The following is a 17,617-nucleotide window of genomic DNA, read 5'->3' on the forward strand; positions in this document are numbered from 1 at the left end:
TTGAGGACAAACAAGATGAATAGCGCAGTTGAAGCTCAGCTTGAAGAGCTTGGTATTGAAGGATACCTAAAACAACACCAATACAAATCACTACTTAGATTCCTCACTTGTGGTTCAGTAGATGATGGTAAAAGTACCTTGATCGGTCGCTTGCTGCATGACTCTAAGCAAATTTATGAAGATCAATTGGCAGCCGTTCATAACGACAGCCAACGCGTTGGTACTACTGGAGAGCGTCCAGACCTTGCTTTGCTTGTTGATGGACTTCAGGCAGAGCGAGAGCAAGGGATCACTATCGATGTAGCTTACCGTTACTTCTCAACACAGAAACGTAAGTTCATCATTGCAGATACTCCGGGGCACGAGCAGTACACGCGTAATATGGCGACAGGGGCATCGACCTGTGATCTCGCAGTGATCTTGATTGATGCACGTAAAGGCGTACTAGATCAAACTCGTCGTCACTCATTTATCTCCAACCTACTTGGTCTTAAGCACTTTGTGGTTGCGGTAAACAAAATGGATCTTGTTGACTATTCGCAGCAGCGTTTTGAAGAGATTCGCGATGAGTATCTTGAGTTTTCCAAAAACCTGCAAGGCGAAACCGATATTCAAATCATCCCGCTTTCTGCACTTGAGGGTGATAACGTTGTTGAGCCTAGCCCGAAAATGGCTTGGTTCGAAGGTTCGCCGTTACTTGAGATTCTAGAAAACGTGGATGTTGACCAAGACAAAGAAATTGGTGAGTTCCGTTTCCCTGTCCAGTACGTTAACCGCCCGAATCTAGATTTCCGTGGCTTTGCTGGCACGATTGCTTCCGGTAGCGTCAAAGTGGGTGATGAAGTTAAGGCATTGCCTTCAGGTAAAACGTCGAAAGTTGCACGTATCGTTACTTTTGACGGTGACCTTGAACAAGCTCAGGCAGGACTAGCCGTCACGTTAACGCTTGAAGATGAGATTGATATCAGCCGTGGTGATTTGATTGTGCTAGAGAATGCGCAAGTTGAGTCGAGTAACCACTTGCTTGCTGATGTCGTGTGGATGACAGAGCAACCACTTCAGCCAGGCCGCGATTATGACGTGAAGATTGCTGGTAAGAAAACGGTCGGTCATGTCGAGGCGATTCGCCACCAATATGACATCAACAATCTATCAACGCACAGCGCAGTTGAGCTACCTCTTAATGGTATCGGCTTGTGTGAGTGGACGTTAACAGAGTCTGTTGCGCTTGATGATTATCTTGCTAGCCAAGACACCGGTGGTTTCATCATCATCGATCGCCTAACCAATGTAACGGTCGGAGCAGGTCTTGTGCGCGAAAGTCTATCAAGTGTTGAAGTGAAAACCTCTGATATCTCTGCATTTGAGCTAGAGCTGAATGCCTTAGTTCGCAAGCACTTCCCACACTGGGAAGCGAAAGATATTAGTCAGCTACTTAAATAGTTGATTGCTAGAGTAGGGAAGCGTTATGTGGCAGCAAGGATTTGTGTTGGCAATTTTACTCGGCATCGTTGCATGCTTGGTAACAACACGAATTAAACCTAGTTATATCTTCGCTGGAGCAGCTTTTATTGCTTTCCTTGGTGGCATGATAGAGCTAGGTGAAGTGGCTACTAATTTCACCAACTCTTCTCTACTCACTTTAGTGCTGCTGATCTTAGCATCAGCAGCACTAGAAAAGACTCGCCTGATTAGCTGGGTAAGCCGCTCACTTTCAACCGGAAGGCTGGGTACTGTTGTTGCCAAACTGGGCGTCTCAACAGCGCTACTTTCATCCTTTACCAATAATACTGCGGTCGTGGTCTCTTTGATTGGCGCCATTAAACGTAACCAGCAGCATGCACCTTCAAAGCTATTGATCCCGCTTTCTTACGCCGCGATCTTAGGTGGTACATTGACCTTGATCGGTACGTCGACCAATTTGATCATTAACAGCTTTGTTGAAGATGCTGGACTACCCAGTCTTGGCTTCTTTGCTCCAACCATGATCGGTTTGTCTGTCTTGCTTGGTGGTATGTTGATCCTGATCCCGCTCAGTTACCTGTTGCCCAATTATGAAGATCATAGCCAAGATGAGTTGCCCTATTTTCTTGAGGCGAGAGTCGAACCAGGTTCGCCATTGGTCGGTCGTAGCATTAGCGAGAACAACCTACGCGCACTGCGTAAATTGTTCTTAGCCGAAGTGGTACGAGATGGTGAAACCATGCCTTCTGTTGAACCGGACTTTGTGCTTCAAGCTCGTGACCGATTGTTGTTTTGTGGTGATATTGAAAGTGTTGCTACGCTGCAAGAAATTCAGGGGCTGACCTTATTTGGCCAGCATCACCTCAACGGCCAAGGCTTTGTCGAAGTGGTGGTGAGCTCTTCGGCAAGCTTTTGTAATAAAACGCTTAAATCGAGCCACTTCCGCGATCGCTTTGATGCGGTTGTTGTTGCCATACGCCGCGGGCATGAGCGCTTACAGGGCGGGTTAGGGAATATTACGCTCAATGCAGGTGATACCTTAGTCCTTGTTCCGGGTAAACGCTTTGAGCAAGAGCGTCGTGCGCATCGTAAAGAGTTTGTCTTAGTGAATGACTTAGATTCGAGTGCGCGTTTGGATGCCAATAAGTCGGCAATGGTGTTAGTCGGTTTTGCGAGCGTTATTGCCCTTGCGCTGCTTGAGATCGTGCCGCTGATTAAGGGGTTATCCGTTTTCCTCTTAGCTGCGCTGTTTTTTGGTGTCGTTCAGCTTGGTGAGCTTCGCAGGCGTTTCCCCGTCGATATCGTAGTGATTGTTGGTTCAGCGCTCTCCATCGCTCAACTGATGCTGTCGACAGGTTTGTCCGTTAGCTTAGGCCAGATGTTTATTGAAGGCTTCAATGGTTGGGGTGTATTTGGTGCCTTGGTTGCCACTTACTTACTAACCCTGATTTTAACTGAGCTTGTAACCAATAATGCAGCGGCGGCGTTGTCTTTTCCTATCGGCTACAGCATGGCGATTGGCTACGGTGTCGATCCAATGCCATTTATTATGGCAGTGCTTTTTGGCGCTAGCGCGAGCTTTATTTCTCCCTACGGTTATCAGACCAATCTCTTGGTTTACAGCGTAGGCAATTACAAATTAACAGATTACGTTCGAGTGGGAATTCCTCTTTCTATTGTTTACTCCGTATTGGTGTTAACTCTAATTCCACTCTTCTTTCCGTTTTAAAAGGACTGAATTATGACTACGGAAACGCCAACTAAAGATGAAAATGTCGTCTGGCATCAACACTCTATTGATAAGGCTTTTCGCTCTCAGTTAAAGAAGCAAAAGCCGGTGGTACTATGGTTTACCGGTCTTTCTGGTGCAGGTAAATCTACCGTAGCGGGAGCGTTAGAGACGCGTCTTGCACAAGCGGGGTTTCATACTTACCTGCTAGATGGAGACAATGTACGTCACGGCCTATGCAGTGATTTGGGCTTTTCCGAGCAAGATCGTCGTGAGAACATTCGACGCATTGGTGAACTAGCTAAGTTGATGGCTGATGCTGGCTTAATTGTTTTATCAGCGTTTATTTCACCGCATCGCGCGGAAAGGCAGTTGGTCAGAGAGATGCTACCTGAGGGAGAGTTCCTTGAAGTCTTCGTCAACACCTCACTCGAAGTTTGCGAGCAGCGTGACCCTAAAGGTTTGTACAAGAAAGCGCGAGCAGGGGAAATTGCAAACTTCACAGGTATTGATTCTGAATATGAAGCGCCGATTAACCCAGAAATAGATTTACGTGCTGGTGAGAAATCGATTGAAGCTCTGGTAGAAGATTGCTTGGCGGCTCTCAAGGAAAGACAAGTTATCGCATAAACTAAAAAACGCTTCCCTAGAGAAGCGTTTTTTATTGATTCATTTGAGTGGTTTATTACTCGAAACAGATCTCAATAAAAGCATTACCCCATTGAGAGGTGAAAGGCATGATGATGATAGAACCTTCACACTTGTGACGGATAGTGTGACCTTTACCAGACACAACAACCGGTGTAGCCATATCAAAATCGAAGCCACTTTCTGCAAGAATACGCTTTGCACCACCAGTAACCATATTGGTGATTTCACCCACCATGTCCGTTACTTCATCGTTAAGGCCATTCGGGCGCTCACCTAGCATATTCTGCATAATCTCTAATGCGAGGCTTTCATCAAAAGTAATAGACATAGAGCCGCGGCTTTGAGTGCCAACCATCCCTATTAAACCTGATACATCTCCACGTGCGATTTCATCTTTCTTCACACGAGGCTTCTGTGGCTTCAATTCCAGCGAAGCCATCGTTTTTAATACGTTCATCAATGAAGCTAAAAACGGGTTTACAAATTCAGCGCGCATAATCTTCTTCTATATCTTTATTTCGCATTGTCAGCAGAACATGCCTGACAAGTACCGTGTGACTCAATTACGTGATTATTGATGGTAAAACCATGTGCTTCCGCATTGTTCGCAAGTAAGGCTACCAAACTATCATCTTGAAGTTCAATAACGCTCCCGCATTTATCGCAAATCAATAGGTGCGAGAAATGCTTATGTGCATTGCATGAAACACATTGAATGTAGCTATTGGTTGACTCTACCCTATGAATAAAGCCTTGCTCCAACAAAAAATCTAACGCCCGATATACGGTCGGTGGTTTTGCTTGAGGCTCACTTTGCTTCAAATCTTCAAGTAGCTCGTAGGCACTAGAGGCCTTTGGGCTCTCACATATCAATTCAAATACGCGCTTACGCTGAGTTGTAAGGCGTACACCTCGGGCAGAGCATATCTCTTCAACTTGCTTCACTAAATGCAGGTCCAAACTTATCACCATTACCATTGGACATTTTAATAATATACCATTTCTCGCGGTTTATCGTCGCTTACTAGGTAATATCTTATAGCTTTGTCAGTAAGTTACTTATTCATAATGTGAATAATGTCTAACTTGTCTGGAACGCTATAACTTACCTTATCTACATAAAAAACGATACCAATAACAGCATTTTAGCTATTTCTTATCGTTGAGCTGTGTCCAAGATCTGCAAACCACGCTCAAAATCAAACTCTTCAACAGCTCTAGACAGCTCGGATAACTGAGCGCTACTTAAGCCAATCTGTTTACCCGAGACAATGTCATTGATAATGGTGACGGCCTCAGTATCGCTTTGTTCAATGGCTGAGTAGAGCTTTTCGTATGTCGCTTGGTCATAATTTTGAGCCGAGGTTTGCGCCGTCTTCGTTTCTGGTTGTACGGTGGCAAGAGCTTGCTCTATCAGGTCAATTAATTGCTTAAGTTGCTCAATTAACTCGTTACGTAAGGTGCTGTTATCTAGATCTTGCTCTAGTGAAGCACTTAGCTGGTGGAGTTCACTAGCGCCAATGTTTCCAGATACCCCTTTGAGTGAGTGAACATTGCGCTTTCTCGCCTCTTTGTCATGATCTGAAAGTGCAAGCAAGACAGCATCAGTGTCTCGATATGTCGTGGCAAAACGCTCAAGAAGCTTTTTGTACAAGTTGCTATTACCGCTAGAGCGAATCAACCCTGCTTGTGTATCGACGCCTTCAATCTGAGGAATGTCTGAACTGTGCTGCGCAGACTGTGCGACAAACTGTTGAGGATGTTTTGGCGTAATCCATTTGGCCAGAGTGCTAAACATACTTCCGACATCAATAGGTTTAGCAATAATGTCGTTCATTCCTGCTTCTGCGGCTTTGACCTTATCTCGTTCCATCACGTTAGCTGTCATGGCGATAATGGGTATCGAATGGTCACTTAGCTTGGTGCGAATATATTGGGTAGCTTCATAGCCATCCATAATTGGCATTTGGCAATCCATCAGAATGCCATCGAACTCATTGGTCTTATAAAGGTCTAGAGCAACCTGACCATTCTCCGCCACGGTGACATGCATTTGTTGACCCTCAAGAAGCTCAATAGCCAACTCTTGGTTGATTTCATTATCCTCAACTAACAGAAGTTGGGCGCCAGCCAGTTGCTGAACATTGGCCAGTTGGTTCTGCTCTTCTGCCTCACTGCGACTTAGACGGGCATGGTCAACGCCGTAGAGAGAAACAATGGCATCAAAAAGGTGGGACGCCGTTATCGGCTTATCGAGAATACTAGGAACCGTAATGCCTCTTTGTTCAATGATTTCGGTGAGCTCCTCTCGACCGAAGGCGGTCAACATAAGTGGTTTTGGCTGTTGAGATTGAGAAATCTGAGCTTTAACCATCTCAAGTAAATCAATGCCATCTTTGCCAGGCATTTGCCAGTCAGTGATCAGTAGATCATAAGGTTGTTCATTGCTGAGTGCTTGATTGAGCTCAGCGAGTGCGTCATCTGCACTGCTTACGCTGTGAGCGTCAAATCGTAGTGATTCAAGGATATCTTCAACAATAATTCTAGCGCTGGCATTGTCATCGACGACAAGTACTCTCAGTTTTCCTAGCTCGACAGGAACCGCGATCTCTTCTTGTTTCAGGGCGTGACTGACTTTGGAGGCTACAGTAAAGGTAAAGCATGAGCCTTTACCTGCTTCACTTTCTACACGGATATCCCCGCCCATTAACTGGCTAAGTTCTTTACTGATGGCTAACCCTAATCCGGTACCACCATATTTCCGTGTGGTTGAGCTATCAGCTTGAGTGAACTTGCTAAACAACTTAGCGGTTTGTTCCGCTGTCATGCCTATACCACTGTCTTCAACACTAAATTCTAGTACTAGGTCATCACCATTACGTTCGGCAACACGAATGGAGATTTTGATTTCCCCTTTCTCTGTAAACTTGACTGCGTTATTGGCAAGATTAATTAAGATCTGCCCAAGTCGCAGAGGATCGCCGACTAAGGTGGTAGGAACATCTCGATCAATGTGGATCAGCAGCTCAAGTCCGCGTTCAGAAGCACGTAAACCAACAAGGTTCGAAATATTGTCGAGTACATTTTCTAAATGGAAATCGACGTTTTCTATATCTAGCTTACCCGCTTCAATCTTAGAAAAGTCGAGGATGTCATTGATCAGCCCCAGTAGGGAGTCTGCAGACAGCTTAACTTTATGAATGTAGTTACGCTGAGCTTTAGTTAAGTCGGTTTTGAGCGCCAAGTAGCTCATACCTATAATCGCATTCATCGGGGTGCGGATTTCGTGGCTCATATTCGCTAAGAAATCCGACTTAGCGCTGTTCGCTGAATTGGCTTCATCACGCGCAATCGCGAGCTTTTCGGCGAATCGTTCTAAGGCTGAATGGGATTTATTGGCTAGAAAGCCTAGGAGTAAAAGTGTAACTAAGAAAATTGCGCCACCAATGGCTAGATTGCGTGCGATGCTGCCAGAGTCTTCCACTGTGGCTAGTTGCGCTTCATAGCCAGGTAAAATTAAACCAATGATGGCTTGATGCTGCTGTTTGAGTGCTTGGATTTGACGGTTTTTCTCACCGCGTAAGTCCGTGAGCTGATTGAACAGAGTTAGGTAATCTTGTGTTGCCTCTTGTAGCGTACTGATTTGAATTTGTTCATCCTCAGTGACAACTTGCTCATAGAGGTTTTCTAACAGTTCGATGGCAGCATTAAGGTTGTTCTCAACTTCTGTTTTAAGCTGTAGCTGACGCTCAATTTTCTGAGTAATAGCGTAGTCTTTGTCACTTTGCTGTGCATTACTAATCTCAGTGTGTAACACCAATAAGTTAGTGCTGATAGAAAGCTTGTCACTAATAGAGAGCTGAACATTGGTTACGGCTTGCTGGGCGAGTTTGAGTCGTTGCTGGAAATGTGAACGTAGCTCGATTGAGACCCGAGTCAGTTCAGTGACCGATCTTTCTATCTGAGAAGAGATGTTCGCCTGCAGAGGTTTAGACAGCTTCGGCCAACTGCGAAGTTGAACTAAGGCTGAGCTGTAACGGTTTTTTGCATTCTTGATTAGAGCAATTGTCTGTTGGCTTTCGCTATCGGTGGCATCGCGCTCAAGTTTATTGATCAGTTGCTCCGCTTTTTTTAATTCTAGCTGAGCAAGGTTTAAAGATTCTTGTTGATTGGAAACGATATAGGTTTTCTGCTCTGCTTGAGAGTTAGCTAGCAGACTGACTAACCAATGTGCTTGAATCGCGAGATCAGATTCTCGGTCGACTTTATCTCTAAGTTCATCAATCGAAACGATACTCGACTCGATGAACTGTTCGTGTTCAAGCTGAATCTCTTGTACTAAGCTCTCGACGTAATCCCCCGTCTCAGACAGCTCCGTCCGTGTTTGAGCGGACTTTTCACTCAGCTCCACATAGGTTTCAAATTGCTGATGATATTGGGCGAGTGAGCTTTGAATCTGCGAGTCAGCCCCATTGCTGACAGCATCACTGGCAATTAACTGAGCTTTACTAACCGCCTGCGACAGTTGGTTTTGCAGTTGGGTATCTGGCTGGCGAATATAGCTTTGCTCGATGACTTTAATACCATCAAGGGTTGAGAGCAGCTGAGCGTTATTGGCATATTGATCAACGGTGTTAAAGCGTTGAGTTAGGCTTAACCATCCGATAATGCCAGCGATGAGCAACATCACCGACGCGATAATAAAGCCAATAAGAATACGTTTGGAATCGAGAGCGTAGTTTTTTACAGAGTCCATTCAAGCCTCAGTGGTTGATTAGAATTCATCTTTAAAAGATTCTTTAACTTTCAAAATCTCATCGAGTTGTTGGAGAAAGATTGGGACCAGCGTTGGATCAAAATGTGAGCCCGCTTCTTCTTCGAGCAAAGCCGTCGCTTTTTCAATCGGCCATGCCTGTTTGTAAGGACGTTCACTGGTTAAGGCATCGAAGACATCCGCAATAGCAACAATTCTCGCACTAAGCGGGATATCTTCCCCCTTTAATCCATGCGGATAGCCACTGCCATCCCACTTTTCGTGGTGATAAAGCGCGATCTCTTGTGCCATCTGCATTAATCGTGTGTCGCTGTCTGCAATGATATCTGCACCGATTTTTACGTGGGTTTGCATCACTGCCCACTCTTCGGCATCCAGTTTTCCCGGTTTGCGCAGCACAGCGTCAGGGATACCTATCTTACCAATGTCATGCATAGGGGAGGCTTGAAACACTAACTCTACCCAGCGTTCACTCACATCTAACTGTTGGGCAAGGATTCTCGAATAGTGACTCATGCGAATAACGTGCATGCCTGTCTCGTTATCTTTATATTCCGCCGCTCGGCCAAGACGCTGAATGACCTCAAGGCGAGTTTTTTCCAGTAGCGCAGTCCGTTCTTTAACTTTGTTGGCTAATGATAGGTTTTGGTCATACAGAGAAATATGCGTTTTGACCCTAGCTTGAACGATAGGCGGGCTAACGGGTTTGGTAATATAGTCGACAGCTCCCATCTCGAAGCCTTTTTGCTCATCGACCACCTCCGCTTTAGCAGTAACGAAAATAACTGGAATTTCAGCGGTGACTGGATTGGATTTAAGTTTCTCACATACCTCGTAACCGTCCATTTCCGGCATCATAATATCGAGCAGGATGAGGTGTGGGTAAGGTTTGGTACTCGCAATTTGTAAGGCCTTTGCGCCGCTTGTTGCCGCTTTTATACGGTAGTCATCAGAAAGAATGCCTGACAAAGTATGGATGTTGTCGGGGATATCATCGACAACCAGAATTACAGGTTTTTCATGCTGTTCAATTGGCATTGCGGTAAATCCTTTACTGCAGAATCATTGACTTATTAATCCATAGAATAGTTATTTTTTATAAATATTGGCACTCAATAATTCAGTGGTCGTATAACTCATCCTAGATAACGTGACCCACGTTTGAATAATCGTTATTTATTACCGACGGTATTTAACCTGAATCTTTTCCCGCAGCGGTGTATAATCGCGCGATTATTTTTGATGCCGCGTTGGAAATAGGGACGTTATTTGAAAGCGGTACTGACTGTTTAGAGGTAGCTTCGTGTCTAACACTGAAACGAAACAACAATTTCCAATGCAGCGCTTTTCCATTGCGCCCATGCTCGATTGGACGGATCGCCATTGTCGATACTTCCATCGCTTGCTGACTAGTGAAACATTGCTGTACACCGAGATGGTGACAACTGGTGCAATCATTCACGGTAAAGGTGACTTCTTAGCCTATAACCAGCAAGAGCATCCAGTGGCGCTTCAGCTTGGTGGTTCGAACCCTCAGGATTTGGCTACGTGTGCTAAGTTAGCGGCAGAGCGCGGTTATGATGAGATTAACCTTAACGTCGGTTGTCCTTCAGACCGAGTTCAGAACGGTCGTTTTGGGGCGTGCTTAATGGCAGAGCCGGAGCTGGTGGCTGAATGTGTTTCTGCAATGCGTGATGTGGTTGATGTTCCAGTTACGGTGAAAACCCGCATTGGTATCGATGACCAAGACTCTTATGAGTTTCTGACTGACTTTGTATCAATTGTCTCTGAGAAGGGCGGTTGTGAGCAGTTCACGATTCATGCGCGTAAAGCTTGGCTATCTGGTTTGAGCCCAAAAGAGAACCGCGAGATCCCACCGCTTGATTATCCGCGTGCTTATCAGCTCAAGAAAGACTTCTCGCACCTGACGATTGCCATTAATGGTGGCGTTAAGACACTGGAAGAGAGTAAGGAGCACCTTCAGCACCTTGATGGTGTTATGGTTGGGCGCGAAGCGTATCAAAACCCATATATCCTAGCTAACGTTGATCAAGAGATCTTTGGTTTGGATAAGCCAGTGAAGAAACGCAGCCAAGTGGTTGAAGAGATGTACCCATACATTGAGCAGCAGCTATCTCAAGGTGCGTATCTTGGTCATATTACTCGTCATATGTTAGGTCTATTCCAAAATATGCCTGGTGCTCGTCAGTGGCGTCGTTACATCAGTGAAAACGCGCACAAACCAGGTTCGGGTATTGAAGTGGTTGAAGCTGCACTGGCGAAAATCCCTAAAGAGTTGAATGTGTAAAAAATACCTAGTTACTTGGTTAATTTTACCTCGTTGAAGATTTTTAAAGAGCACTCAAATAGGGTGCTCTTTTTTATTGTTTATTTATCAATGCCTTACGTTTGGGTGAGAGTTTGGCACGTATCCTGATAGATATTCCAGGTCAACTAAGGAGAATCGTATGTTTGAACTGATCTTTATCATGGTATTTGCTGCTACATTGCTAGTCACTGGCGTGACTATGGTGACAGTGCTTGCGGGTGTAGCGTTTTCTTTGGTAGTCATGGTACTGCTTGGCATGGTAGGAGCAGTCCTTAAGTTGTTGCCTTGGCTCATTGTTATTGCAATCGGTATTTGGTTCTTTAAATCCTATGTGGCGCAGCCTAGATAAATAGACGGTAGGACAAATACTTGATGGCTAGTCGTACAAATATGCATTAGTATTTGACGCATACCATACTTGTCTAGCTAAGGCAGCACAGCGAGGTGCTGCCTATTGCGATTAACTGGAGAGTCAAATTTATGGGTTTAAAAACCGCAATTGCATTGGCAGCTGTTGTTTCTACGTCTGCACTGGCAGAATCGTCTCTAACCACTAAGTTTGGCGCCGAAATGTGGTTTCCCAAGACTGAAGTAAATGAAGTCAACCGAGAAAGCGATACCACACCGAGCTTCTATGCTGCGATAGAACATGATGTTAAATATGTCCCAGATGCACGCGTTCGCTATTCTACGGTCGATGCTGACTATATGGCATTCAACAAATTAGATCTGACTTTGTATTACCGTATTTTGGAGCATGACTTAATGCACTTTGATGCGGGTATGACCTTCAGTGATTTGAGTAATACTAAGTACGTCAACGCGGATACTAATGACGTAAAGAACTTTGATGAGATGATTTGGGCTTGGTACGGCTATGCAGAAATTACGGTGCCGAATACCAATCTTGATGTGATTGGTGAAATGAACTTTGGCAATAATAGCGGGATTAAGAGTACTGACTTGATAGCTGGGATGCAGTATCGACTGCCGCTTGGGAGCAGCACACTGGCATTGCGCGGTGGTTACCGAGTGATAGACCTTGAAGCTGAAGAGATCTTTAAGCCAGCTGAAGGCTCAAACCTAGGTAAACCATTCATTTTCGCTAATGGCTTCTTTGCCGGAGCAGAGTTCTCGTTCTAACGAAGCTTTCATACTGTTTTTTAAAACGCTGCCTTCTAAGGTGGCGTTTTTTTATACCTATTGATTATATTCATACAATTCATTTAGCACTTTCTTGTCGATTGACCATGCTTAAAGAGGAATAGTGTTTTTAGCCAGAGAAAGGAATCTCATGACTATCAATGAACTTAGACATCTTTATCGAGAGCAGCAATTGGTTGAAGCCATCATCGAGCCATCGGCTCAGGAAGGCAGTTGGATCGTTGAGTTTCGTCATGCCCGTGGAGGCTTTGTTCTTTTAACCGACTCTCACGGTGAAGAATGTCACTATATGAACTTAGACCTTGCGTCGAAGTCAGCAATGGCGGTAGGTTTCAAACAAGTCAGAGTCGAAGCCAAGTAGGTGAGCTAGTTTAATTCTTCTCCTTTCTTTAATTCGAAAAGTTATAAAACATTCACTTCTATTCTTTCTTGTTATTAAAGAGAGTGGTTAATCTATCATCACGCAATGAATAGGGATGTCGAGACCATGTCTTTGAACAAGAACGTGTCCTCTCAAGGAAACACACCACAAGAATTACCATCAATCGCTGCTCCTCTTAATGATCAACAGCTTAGCTCGTTACAACAGACGGTTACCGATCTGTCGGCGCAGCAGTTAGCTTGGGTTAGCGGTTATTTCTGGGGATTAGCTCAAGCTCAACCTGCGGCAGCTTCTGCTCCAATTAATCAAGCCGCTGCTGCTGTTGCGGCTAAACCTGCTGGAAAACTGTCAATTATCTTCGCATCACAAACGGGCAATGCTAAAGGTGTTGCTGAAGCGCTAGAGCAAGAAGCAAAAGCACAGGGCATTGCCGTTGAGCTGTTTGATGCCAGTGACTACAAAGGTAAAAACCTTGCCAAAGAAACGCACGTAATTTTCGTGGCATCAACTAATGGTGAAGGTGAAGCACCAGACAATGCTATCGAGTTGCATGAGTTTTTACAGTCGAAGAAAGCGCCTAAACTGCCAAATCTGCAATATGGCGTGATTGGTTTAGGTGACTCAAGTTACGAGTTTTTCTGTCAGACAGGTAAAGACTTCGATGCATTTTTGTCTAAGTTAGGTGCAACTTCATTTATCGATCGTGTTGATCTCGATGTGGACTATGAAGCGCCAGCCGCTGAGTGGCGTTCTTCAGCGTTAGAGAAAGTTAAAGAGGCACTATCGTCTGGTGCAGAAGCCGAAGTGGTGCAACTCCCAGTAGGCCAAGCGGCACCAGGTCACTCTCCATATAACAAGCAAAATCCTTATACAGCGACATTGCTGACGAGCCAAAAAATAACAGGTCGCGATTCAGGTAAAGATGTTCGCCATGTAGAGATCGATCTCGAAGAGTCTGGTTTAACTTACCAACCGGGTGATGCGCTAGGCGTATGGTTTGAAAACAGCAGCGATCTTGCTAATGCCATTTTAGCTAAAGTAGGCCTATCAGGTGTAGAAAGCGTTGAAGTTGATGGTGATAGCCTATCGATTCATAGCGCTTTGGTTAGCAAGTTCGAAATTACAGCGGCTAACCCTCAGCTAGTGACTAAGTTTGCAGAGCTGTCTGGCAGTAAAAAACTACAAAAGCTGGTGGAAGATAAAGACAAGTTACGTGAATACGCTGGGAATACGCAGGTTGTTGATGTAGTTGCTGAGAAGAAGACCAAGTTATCTGCACAAGAGCTGATTGGTTTATTGCGTCGTTTAACTCCGCGTCTTTACTCTATCGCATCAAGCCAAAGTGAAGTGGATGAAGAAGTTCATCTAACAGTAGGCTTAGTTGAATACGACAAAGGGGATGAAAAGCGTTACGGAGGGGCATCGAGCTTCTTATCACAGCGTTTGGAAGAAGGCGGCGAGGTGAAAGTTTTTGTTGAGAACAATAATAACTTCAAGCTACCTCAAGATGACAATACCCCTGTGATCATGATTGGCCCGGGTACAGGTATCGCGCCATTCCGCAGCTTTATTCAAGAACGTGATAACCGAGATGCAGAAGGCAAAAATTGGTTGTTCTTCGGTGATCGCACCTTTACTCAAGATTTCCTCTACCAAGTGGAGTGGCAGAAGTACCTAAAATCTGGATTACTCAATCGCCTTGATGTGGCATTCAGCCGTGATCAAGCAGAGAAAGTCTATGTCCAACACCGAATTCTAGAAAATGCCGAGCAAGTATGGCAGTGGATCCAAGAAGGCGCTTACATCTATGTTTGTGGCGATGCAACACGCATGGCGAAAGATGTGCATGAAGCCTTGATTCATGTTGCTGAGCAACAAGGCAAGCTATCACGCGATGATGCGGAAGAATTTATTAACGAACTACGTAAAGCGAAACGTTATCAAAGGGATGTGTACTAATGACTTTTTCTACTGAGAATAATAAGCAGGTTGTATTAGGCGAAGAGTTAGGAAAGCTTTCTGATAACGAGCGTCTAAAAACACAAAGTAACTTCTTACGCGGTACGATCGAGCAAGACCTGCAAGACAGAATTACGGGTGGTTTTACCGCTGACAACTTTCAGCTGATTCGTTTCCACGGCATGTATCAGCAAGATGACCGTGACATTCGTAACGAACGTGCAAAGCAAAAACTTGAGCCGCTACATAATGTCATGCTGCGTGCTCGTATGCCGGGTGGCATTATCAACCCGGATCAGTGGCTAGCGATTGATAAGTTCGCGACTGACCACTCTCTTTACGGCAGTATTCGCCTGACGACTCGTCAAACCTTTCAGTTTCACGGAGTTCTTAAGCCGAACATTAAGTTGATGCACCAAACCCTAAACAGTATTGGTATTGATTCGATTGCAACAGCGGGTGATGTGAACCGTAACGTCTTGTGTACCACTAACCCAATTGAATCAGAGCTACACCAAGAAGCTTATGAGTGGGCCAAGAAAATCAGTGAGCATTTGCTACCTAAGACTAAGGCATACGCAGAAATCTGGTTAGATGGCGAGAAAGTAGAGACAACAGAAGGTGATGAGCCGATTCTAGGTAAGACTTATCTTCCTCGTAAGTTTAAAACGACGGTAGTGATTCCGCCGCAAAATGATGTTGATGTTCACGCCAATGATCTTAACTTTGTGGCGATAGGTGAGAACGGTAAGCTGGTGGGCTTTAATGTTCTTGTCGGTGGTGGCTTGGCAATGACCCACGGTGATACCTCTACTTATGCTCGTCGTGCTGATGACTTTGGGTTTGTTCCGCTAGAGAAAACTCTTGATGTTGCAGCGGCAGTTGTTACCACTCAGCGTGACTGGGGTAACCGCTCGAACCGTAAGAATGCTAAAACCAAGTACACCTTAGATCGCGTCGGTATCGATGTGTTCAAAGCAGAAGTAGAAAAGCGCGCAGGTGTTGAGTTTGCTGAAAGTAGACCTTATGAATTTACTGACCGCGGCGATCGTATCGGTTGGGTTGAAGGTATCGATGGTAAACATCACTTAGCACTGTTTATCGAGAATGGACGCTTATTGGATTTCCCAGGTAAACCTCTTAAGACAGGGGTTGCCGAAATTGCCAAAATCCATAAAGGTGATTTCCGAATGACGGCTAACCAAAACTTAATTGTTGCGGGCGTCTCGAAAAGTCAAAAAGCCAAGATCGAAAAGATCGCACGTGAACACGGTTTGATTGATGATAGCGTGAGTGAACAGCGTAAGAGTTCGATGGCATGTGTCGCTTTCCCAACTTGCCCACTTGCTATGGCTGAAGCTGAGCGCTTCTTACCTCAGTTTGTAACAGACGTAGAAGGCATACTTGAGAAACACGGCTTGCCAGAAGAAGAAAATATCATCTTACGTGTGACTGGTTGTCCGAATGGTTGTGGTCGTGCAATGTTGGCTGAAATCGGCTTAGTCGGTAAAGCTCCGGGGCGCTATAACCTCCACCTAGGTGGTAACCGAGCGGGTACACGCATTCCAAAGATGTACAAAGAGAACATTACCGATAAGCAGATTCTTGAAGAAATCGATCAGCTGGTTGGTCGTTGGGCGCAAGAGCGTGAAACGGGTGAAGGGTTTGGTGATTTTGCAATTCGTGCTGGAATCATCCAAGAGGTAAAAGTATCGAAGAGGGACTTACATGCTTGATTCTGTCGCTTCTAAACCTCAGTTAGCGAAACTTCTCTCATTAACTAAGACGGAACAAATACTCCAGCTTGGTCAAATTAATGCAGAGTTAGAGCAGCTAACTGCGCAGCAAAGAGTTGCTTGGGCGCTTGAAAACCTTGAAGGTCAGTTCGCTGTTTCCTCGAGTTTCGGTATTCAGGCTGCTGTTATGTTGCACCTAGTTACTGAGCAAAAGCCTGATATTCCCGTTATCTTGACGGATACTGGCTATCTGTTTCCAGAAACCTACCGCTTTATTGATCAGCTTAGTGAGCAGTTGACGCTAAACCTTAAGGTCTATCGCGCAAAAGAAAGTGCTAACTGGCAGGAAGCCCGTTACGGAAAATTGTGGGAACAAGGTATAGAGGGAATAGAGAAATACAATAAACTAAATAAAGTCGAACCGATGAGGCGAGCTTTAGATGAGCTTGAGGTAGGGACTTGGTTCTCAGGTTTACGTCGTGAGCAATCTAAATCACGAGCAAGTTTACCAATCTTATCGATTCAAAATGGTGTGTTTAAGTTCTTGCCTGTGATCGATTGGACGAATAAAGATGTTCATTATTACCTAGAGCAAAACGGACTTTCTTATCATCCCCTAAGAGATGAAGGTTATCTATCTGTTGGTGATACCCATACAAGCAAAAAGTGGGAACCGGGGATGAGTGAAGAAGAAACTCGCTTCTTTGGATTGAAGCGTGAATGTGGTCTTCACGAAGACGATAGTGAGCAAGATGGTTCGGGGATTTAGTTTTTCCCTCTATATATAGATAAAAAGGTCGCGAGAGCGGCCTTTCTTTTTACGTGAAAAACAGCGAATGTGGATAACTCTGTGAGTATTTTGTTGGCTTAATTGGGGTAAAGTTGGATAAATAAGGCTTTGGGCGAAAGTTAGCCTGTTAAACGTTATTTTTGCAATTTTTTTCAAAATAACGCTTGCCAATGTGAGCGCGATCTCTATAATGCCTCCTCGTCGACAGGGCAAGGGCTCACAAGGGTTCAAGCGAAATCGACAGGTTAACTAGCTGAGCGGAAACGCTTAAGAAAAAAGTTTAAAAAAGTGGTTGACACTAAAACTTAAAACGCTAGAATGGCCGCCTCTTCCGAAGTGATGCGAATCACAAAGAAGAGAAGCTCTTTAAAAATATAGACCTATCAATCTGTGTGGGCACTCGTTGATGATAATCCAAATAGATACTTCGGTATCAATTTAGGTTTCAATGATACGAAGTGACCATTCGAATTGGGAAGCAGTCTTGAGCTGTTTTGTTTTACTTTTTCAAAAGTGAAAACCAATAAGAGCACAGTCAATTCAAACATTACTTTATGTAATGTTCAGTATTCATTGAGCCGAACAAAATCTTAAATTGAAGAGTTTGATCATGGCTCAGATTGAACGCTGGCGGCAGGC

14 protein-coding genes are annotated in these 17,617 nt (G+C 44.7%); 10 read left to right on the forward strand and 4 right to left on the reverse strand.

From position 1 onward, the window contains the following. Nucleotides 1–15: 15 nt before the first annotated feature. From cysN to cysC, 3 genes are read left to right on the forward strand one after another with little or no spacing between them, the layout of a single operon-like run. Nucleotides 16–1,443 carry a sulfate adenylyltransferase subunit CysN gene (cysN, locus tag AC5O63_RS17065; RefSeq protein ID WP_367939771.1) on the forward strand — a complete coding sequence of 476 codons (1,428 nt, stop codon included), beginning with the start codon at nucleotides 16–18 and terminating at the stop codon, nucleotides 1,441–1,443. 25 nt (nucleotides 1,444–1,468) lie between these two features. Then, complete coding sequence (locus AC5O63_RS17070; RefSeq protein ID WP_004748300.1) at nucleotides 1,469–3,193, forward strand: SLC13 family permease; 1,725 nt, start codon at nucleotides 1,469–1,471, stop codon at nucleotides 3,191–3,193. Between the two features lie 12 nt (nucleotides 3,194–3,205). Then, nucleotides 3,206–3,823, forward strand: coding sequence for an adenylyl-sulfate kinase (gene cysC, locus AC5O63_RS17075; protein WP_069667850.1), 618 nt, complete (start codon nucleotides 3,206–3,208; stop codon nucleotides 3,821–3,823). Between the two features lie 55 nt (nucleotides 3,824–3,878). On the opposite strand, the gene AC5O63_RS17080 is transcribed toward cysC, so the two are convergent. From AC5O63_RS17080 to AC5O63_RS17095, 4 genes are all read right to left on the reverse strand, one after another. Further along, a complete protein-coding gene (locus AC5O63_RS17080; protein ID WP_004748296.1) occupies nucleotides 3,879–4,340 on the reverse strand; it encodes a chemotaxis protein CheX in 462 nt (153 codons plus the stop codon). Between the two features lie 17 nt (nucleotides 4,341–4,357). Further along, the gene (gene zur, locus AC5O63_RS17085) at nucleotides 4,358–4,822 is read right to left on the reverse strand and encodes a zinc uptake transcriptional repressor Zur (RefSeq protein WP_038197529.1); all 465 of its coding nucleotides are present in this window, start codon (nucleotides 4,820–4,822) and stop codon (nucleotides 4,358–4,360) included. Nucleotides 4,823–5,000: 178 nt separating this feature from the next. Further along, the gene (locus AC5O63_RS17090; protein WP_494505696.1) at nucleotides 5,001–8,600 is read right to left on the reverse strand and encodes a response regulator; all 3,600 of its coding nucleotides are present in this window, start codon (nucleotides 8,598–8,600) and stop codon (nucleotides 5,001–5,003) included. Nucleotides 8,601–8,618: 18 nt separating this feature from the next. Further along, nucleotides 8,619–9,656, reverse strand: coding sequence for a response regulator (locus AC5O63_RS17095; RefSeq protein WP_004748291.1), 1,038 nt, complete (start codon nucleotides 9,654–9,656; stop codon nucleotides 8,619–8,621). Between the two features lie 265 nt (nucleotides 9,657–9,921). Between AC5O63_RS17095 and dusA the strand changes: the two genes are divergently transcribed. The 7 genes from dusA to AC5O63_RS17130 all read left to right on the forward strand — a co-directional run bounded on the left by dusA (nucleotide 9,922) and on the right by AC5O63_RS17130 (nucleotide 16,957). Next, the gene (dusA, locus tag AC5O63_RS17100; protein WP_494505697.1) at nucleotides 9,922–10,926 is read left to right on the forward strand and encodes a tRNA dihydrouridine(20/20a) synthase DusA; all 1,005 of its coding nucleotides are present in this window, start codon (nucleotides 9,922–9,924) and stop codon (nucleotides 10,924–10,926) included. A gap of 160 nt (nucleotides 10,927–11,086) precedes the next feature. Continuing rightward, nucleotides 11,087–11,296 carry an envelope stress response protein PspG gene (pspG, locus tag AC5O63_RS17105; RefSeq protein WP_004743376.1) on the forward strand — a complete coding sequence of 70 codons (210 nt, stop codon included), beginning with the start codon at nucleotides 11,087–11,089 and terminating at the stop codon, nucleotides 11,294–11,296. A gap of 131 nt (nucleotides 11,297–11,427) precedes the next feature. After that, nucleotides 11,428–12,090: a TIGR04219 family outer membrane beta-barrel protein gene (locus AC5O63_RS17110; RefSeq protein ID WP_004749436.1), complete on the forward strand. Its 663-nt coding sequence runs from the start codon at nucleotides 11,428–11,430 to the stop codon at nucleotides 12,088–12,090. 151 nt (nucleotides 12,091–12,241) lie between these two features. Then, nucleotides 12,242–12,472 (forward strand): hypothetical protein, encoded by a 231-nt coding sequence (locus AC5O63_RS17115; RefSeq protein WP_004743374.1) that lies wholly within the window; start codon nucleotides 12,242–12,244, stop codon nucleotides 12,470–12,472. Between the two features lie 126 nt (nucleotides 12,473–12,598). Next, nucleotides 12,599–14,452, forward strand: coding sequence for an assimilatory sulfite reductase (NADPH) flavoprotein subunit (locus AC5O63_RS17120; RefSeq protein WP_494505698.1), 1,854 nt, complete (start codon nucleotides 12,599–12,601; stop codon nucleotides 14,450–14,452). Beyond that, a complete protein-coding gene (cysI, locus tag AC5O63_RS17125) occupies nucleotides 14,452–16,188 on the forward strand; it encodes an assimilatory sulfite reductase (NADPH) hemoprotein subunit (protein WP_494505699.1) in 1,737 nt (578 codons plus the stop codon). The genes AC5O63_RS17120 and cysI overlap by 1 nt, the downstream gene beginning before the upstream one ends. Continuing rightward, nucleotides 16,181–16,957, forward strand: a complete 777-nt coding sequence (locus tag AC5O63_RS17130; RefSeq protein WP_004743371.1) for a phosphoadenylyl-sulfate reductase — start codon at nucleotides 16,181–16,183, stop codon at nucleotides 16,955–16,957. Before cysI ends, AC5O63_RS17130 begins: the two co-directional genes overlap by 8 nt. The last annotated feature ends 660 nt before the right edge of the window (nucleotides 16,958–17,617 follow it).

It is taken from the genome of Vibrio sp. SCP2 (assembly GCF_059295395.1).

Excerpts from the sequence above, each read along its gene's own strand:
- cysN (WP_367939771.1), top strand. The coding sequence starts at position 16 with ATGAATAGCGCAGTTGAAGCTCAGCTTGAAGAGCTTGGTATTGAAGGA.
- AC5O63_RS17070 (WP_004748300.1), top strand. The coding sequence starts at position 1,469 with ATGTGGCAGCAAGGATTTGTGTTGGCAATTTTACTCGGCATCGTTGCA.
- cysC (WP_069667850.1), top strand. The coding sequence starts at position 3,206 with ATGACTACGGAAACGCCAACTAAAGATGAAAATGTCGTCTGGCATCAA.
- AC5O63_RS17080 (WP_004748296.1), bottom strand. The coding sequence starts at position 4,340 with ATGCGCGCTGAATTTGTAAACCCGTTTTTAGCTTCATTGATGAACGTA.
- zur (WP_038197529.1), bottom strand. The coding sequence starts at position 4,822 with ATGGTAATGGTGATAAGTTTGGACCTGCATTTAGTGAAGCAAGTTGAA.
- AC5O63_RS17090 (WP_494505696.1), bottom strand. The coding sequence starts at position 8,600 with ATGGACTCTGTAAAAAACTACGCTCTCGATTCCAAACGTATTCTTATT.
- AC5O63_RS17095 (WP_004748291.1), bottom strand. The coding sequence starts at position 9,656 with ATGCCAATTGAACAGCATGAAAAACCTGTAATTCTGGTTGTCGATGAT.
- pspG (WP_004743376.1), top strand. The coding sequence starts at position 11,087 with ATGTTTGAACTGATCTTTATCATGGTATTTGCTGCTACATTGCTAGTC.
- AC5O63_RS17110 (WP_004749436.1), top strand. The coding sequence starts at position 11,428 with ATGGGTTTAAAAACCGCAATTGCATTGGCAGCTGTTGTTTCTACGTCT.
- AC5O63_RS17115 (WP_004743374.1), top strand. The coding sequence starts at position 12,242 with ATGACTATCAATGAACTTAGACATCTTTATCGAGAGCAGCAATTGGTT.
- AC5O63_RS17120 (WP_494505698.1), top strand. The coding sequence starts at position 12,599 with ATGTCTTTGAACAAGAACGTGTCCTCTCAAGGAAACACACCACAAGAA.
- cysI (WP_494505699.1), top strand. The coding sequence starts at position 14,452 with ATGACTTTTTCTACTGAGAATAATAAGCAGGTTGTATTAGGCGAAGAG.
- AC5O63_RS17130 (WP_004743371.1), top strand. The coding sequence starts at position 16,181 with ATGCTTGATTCTGTCGCTTCTAAACCTCAGTTAGCGAAACTTCTCTCA.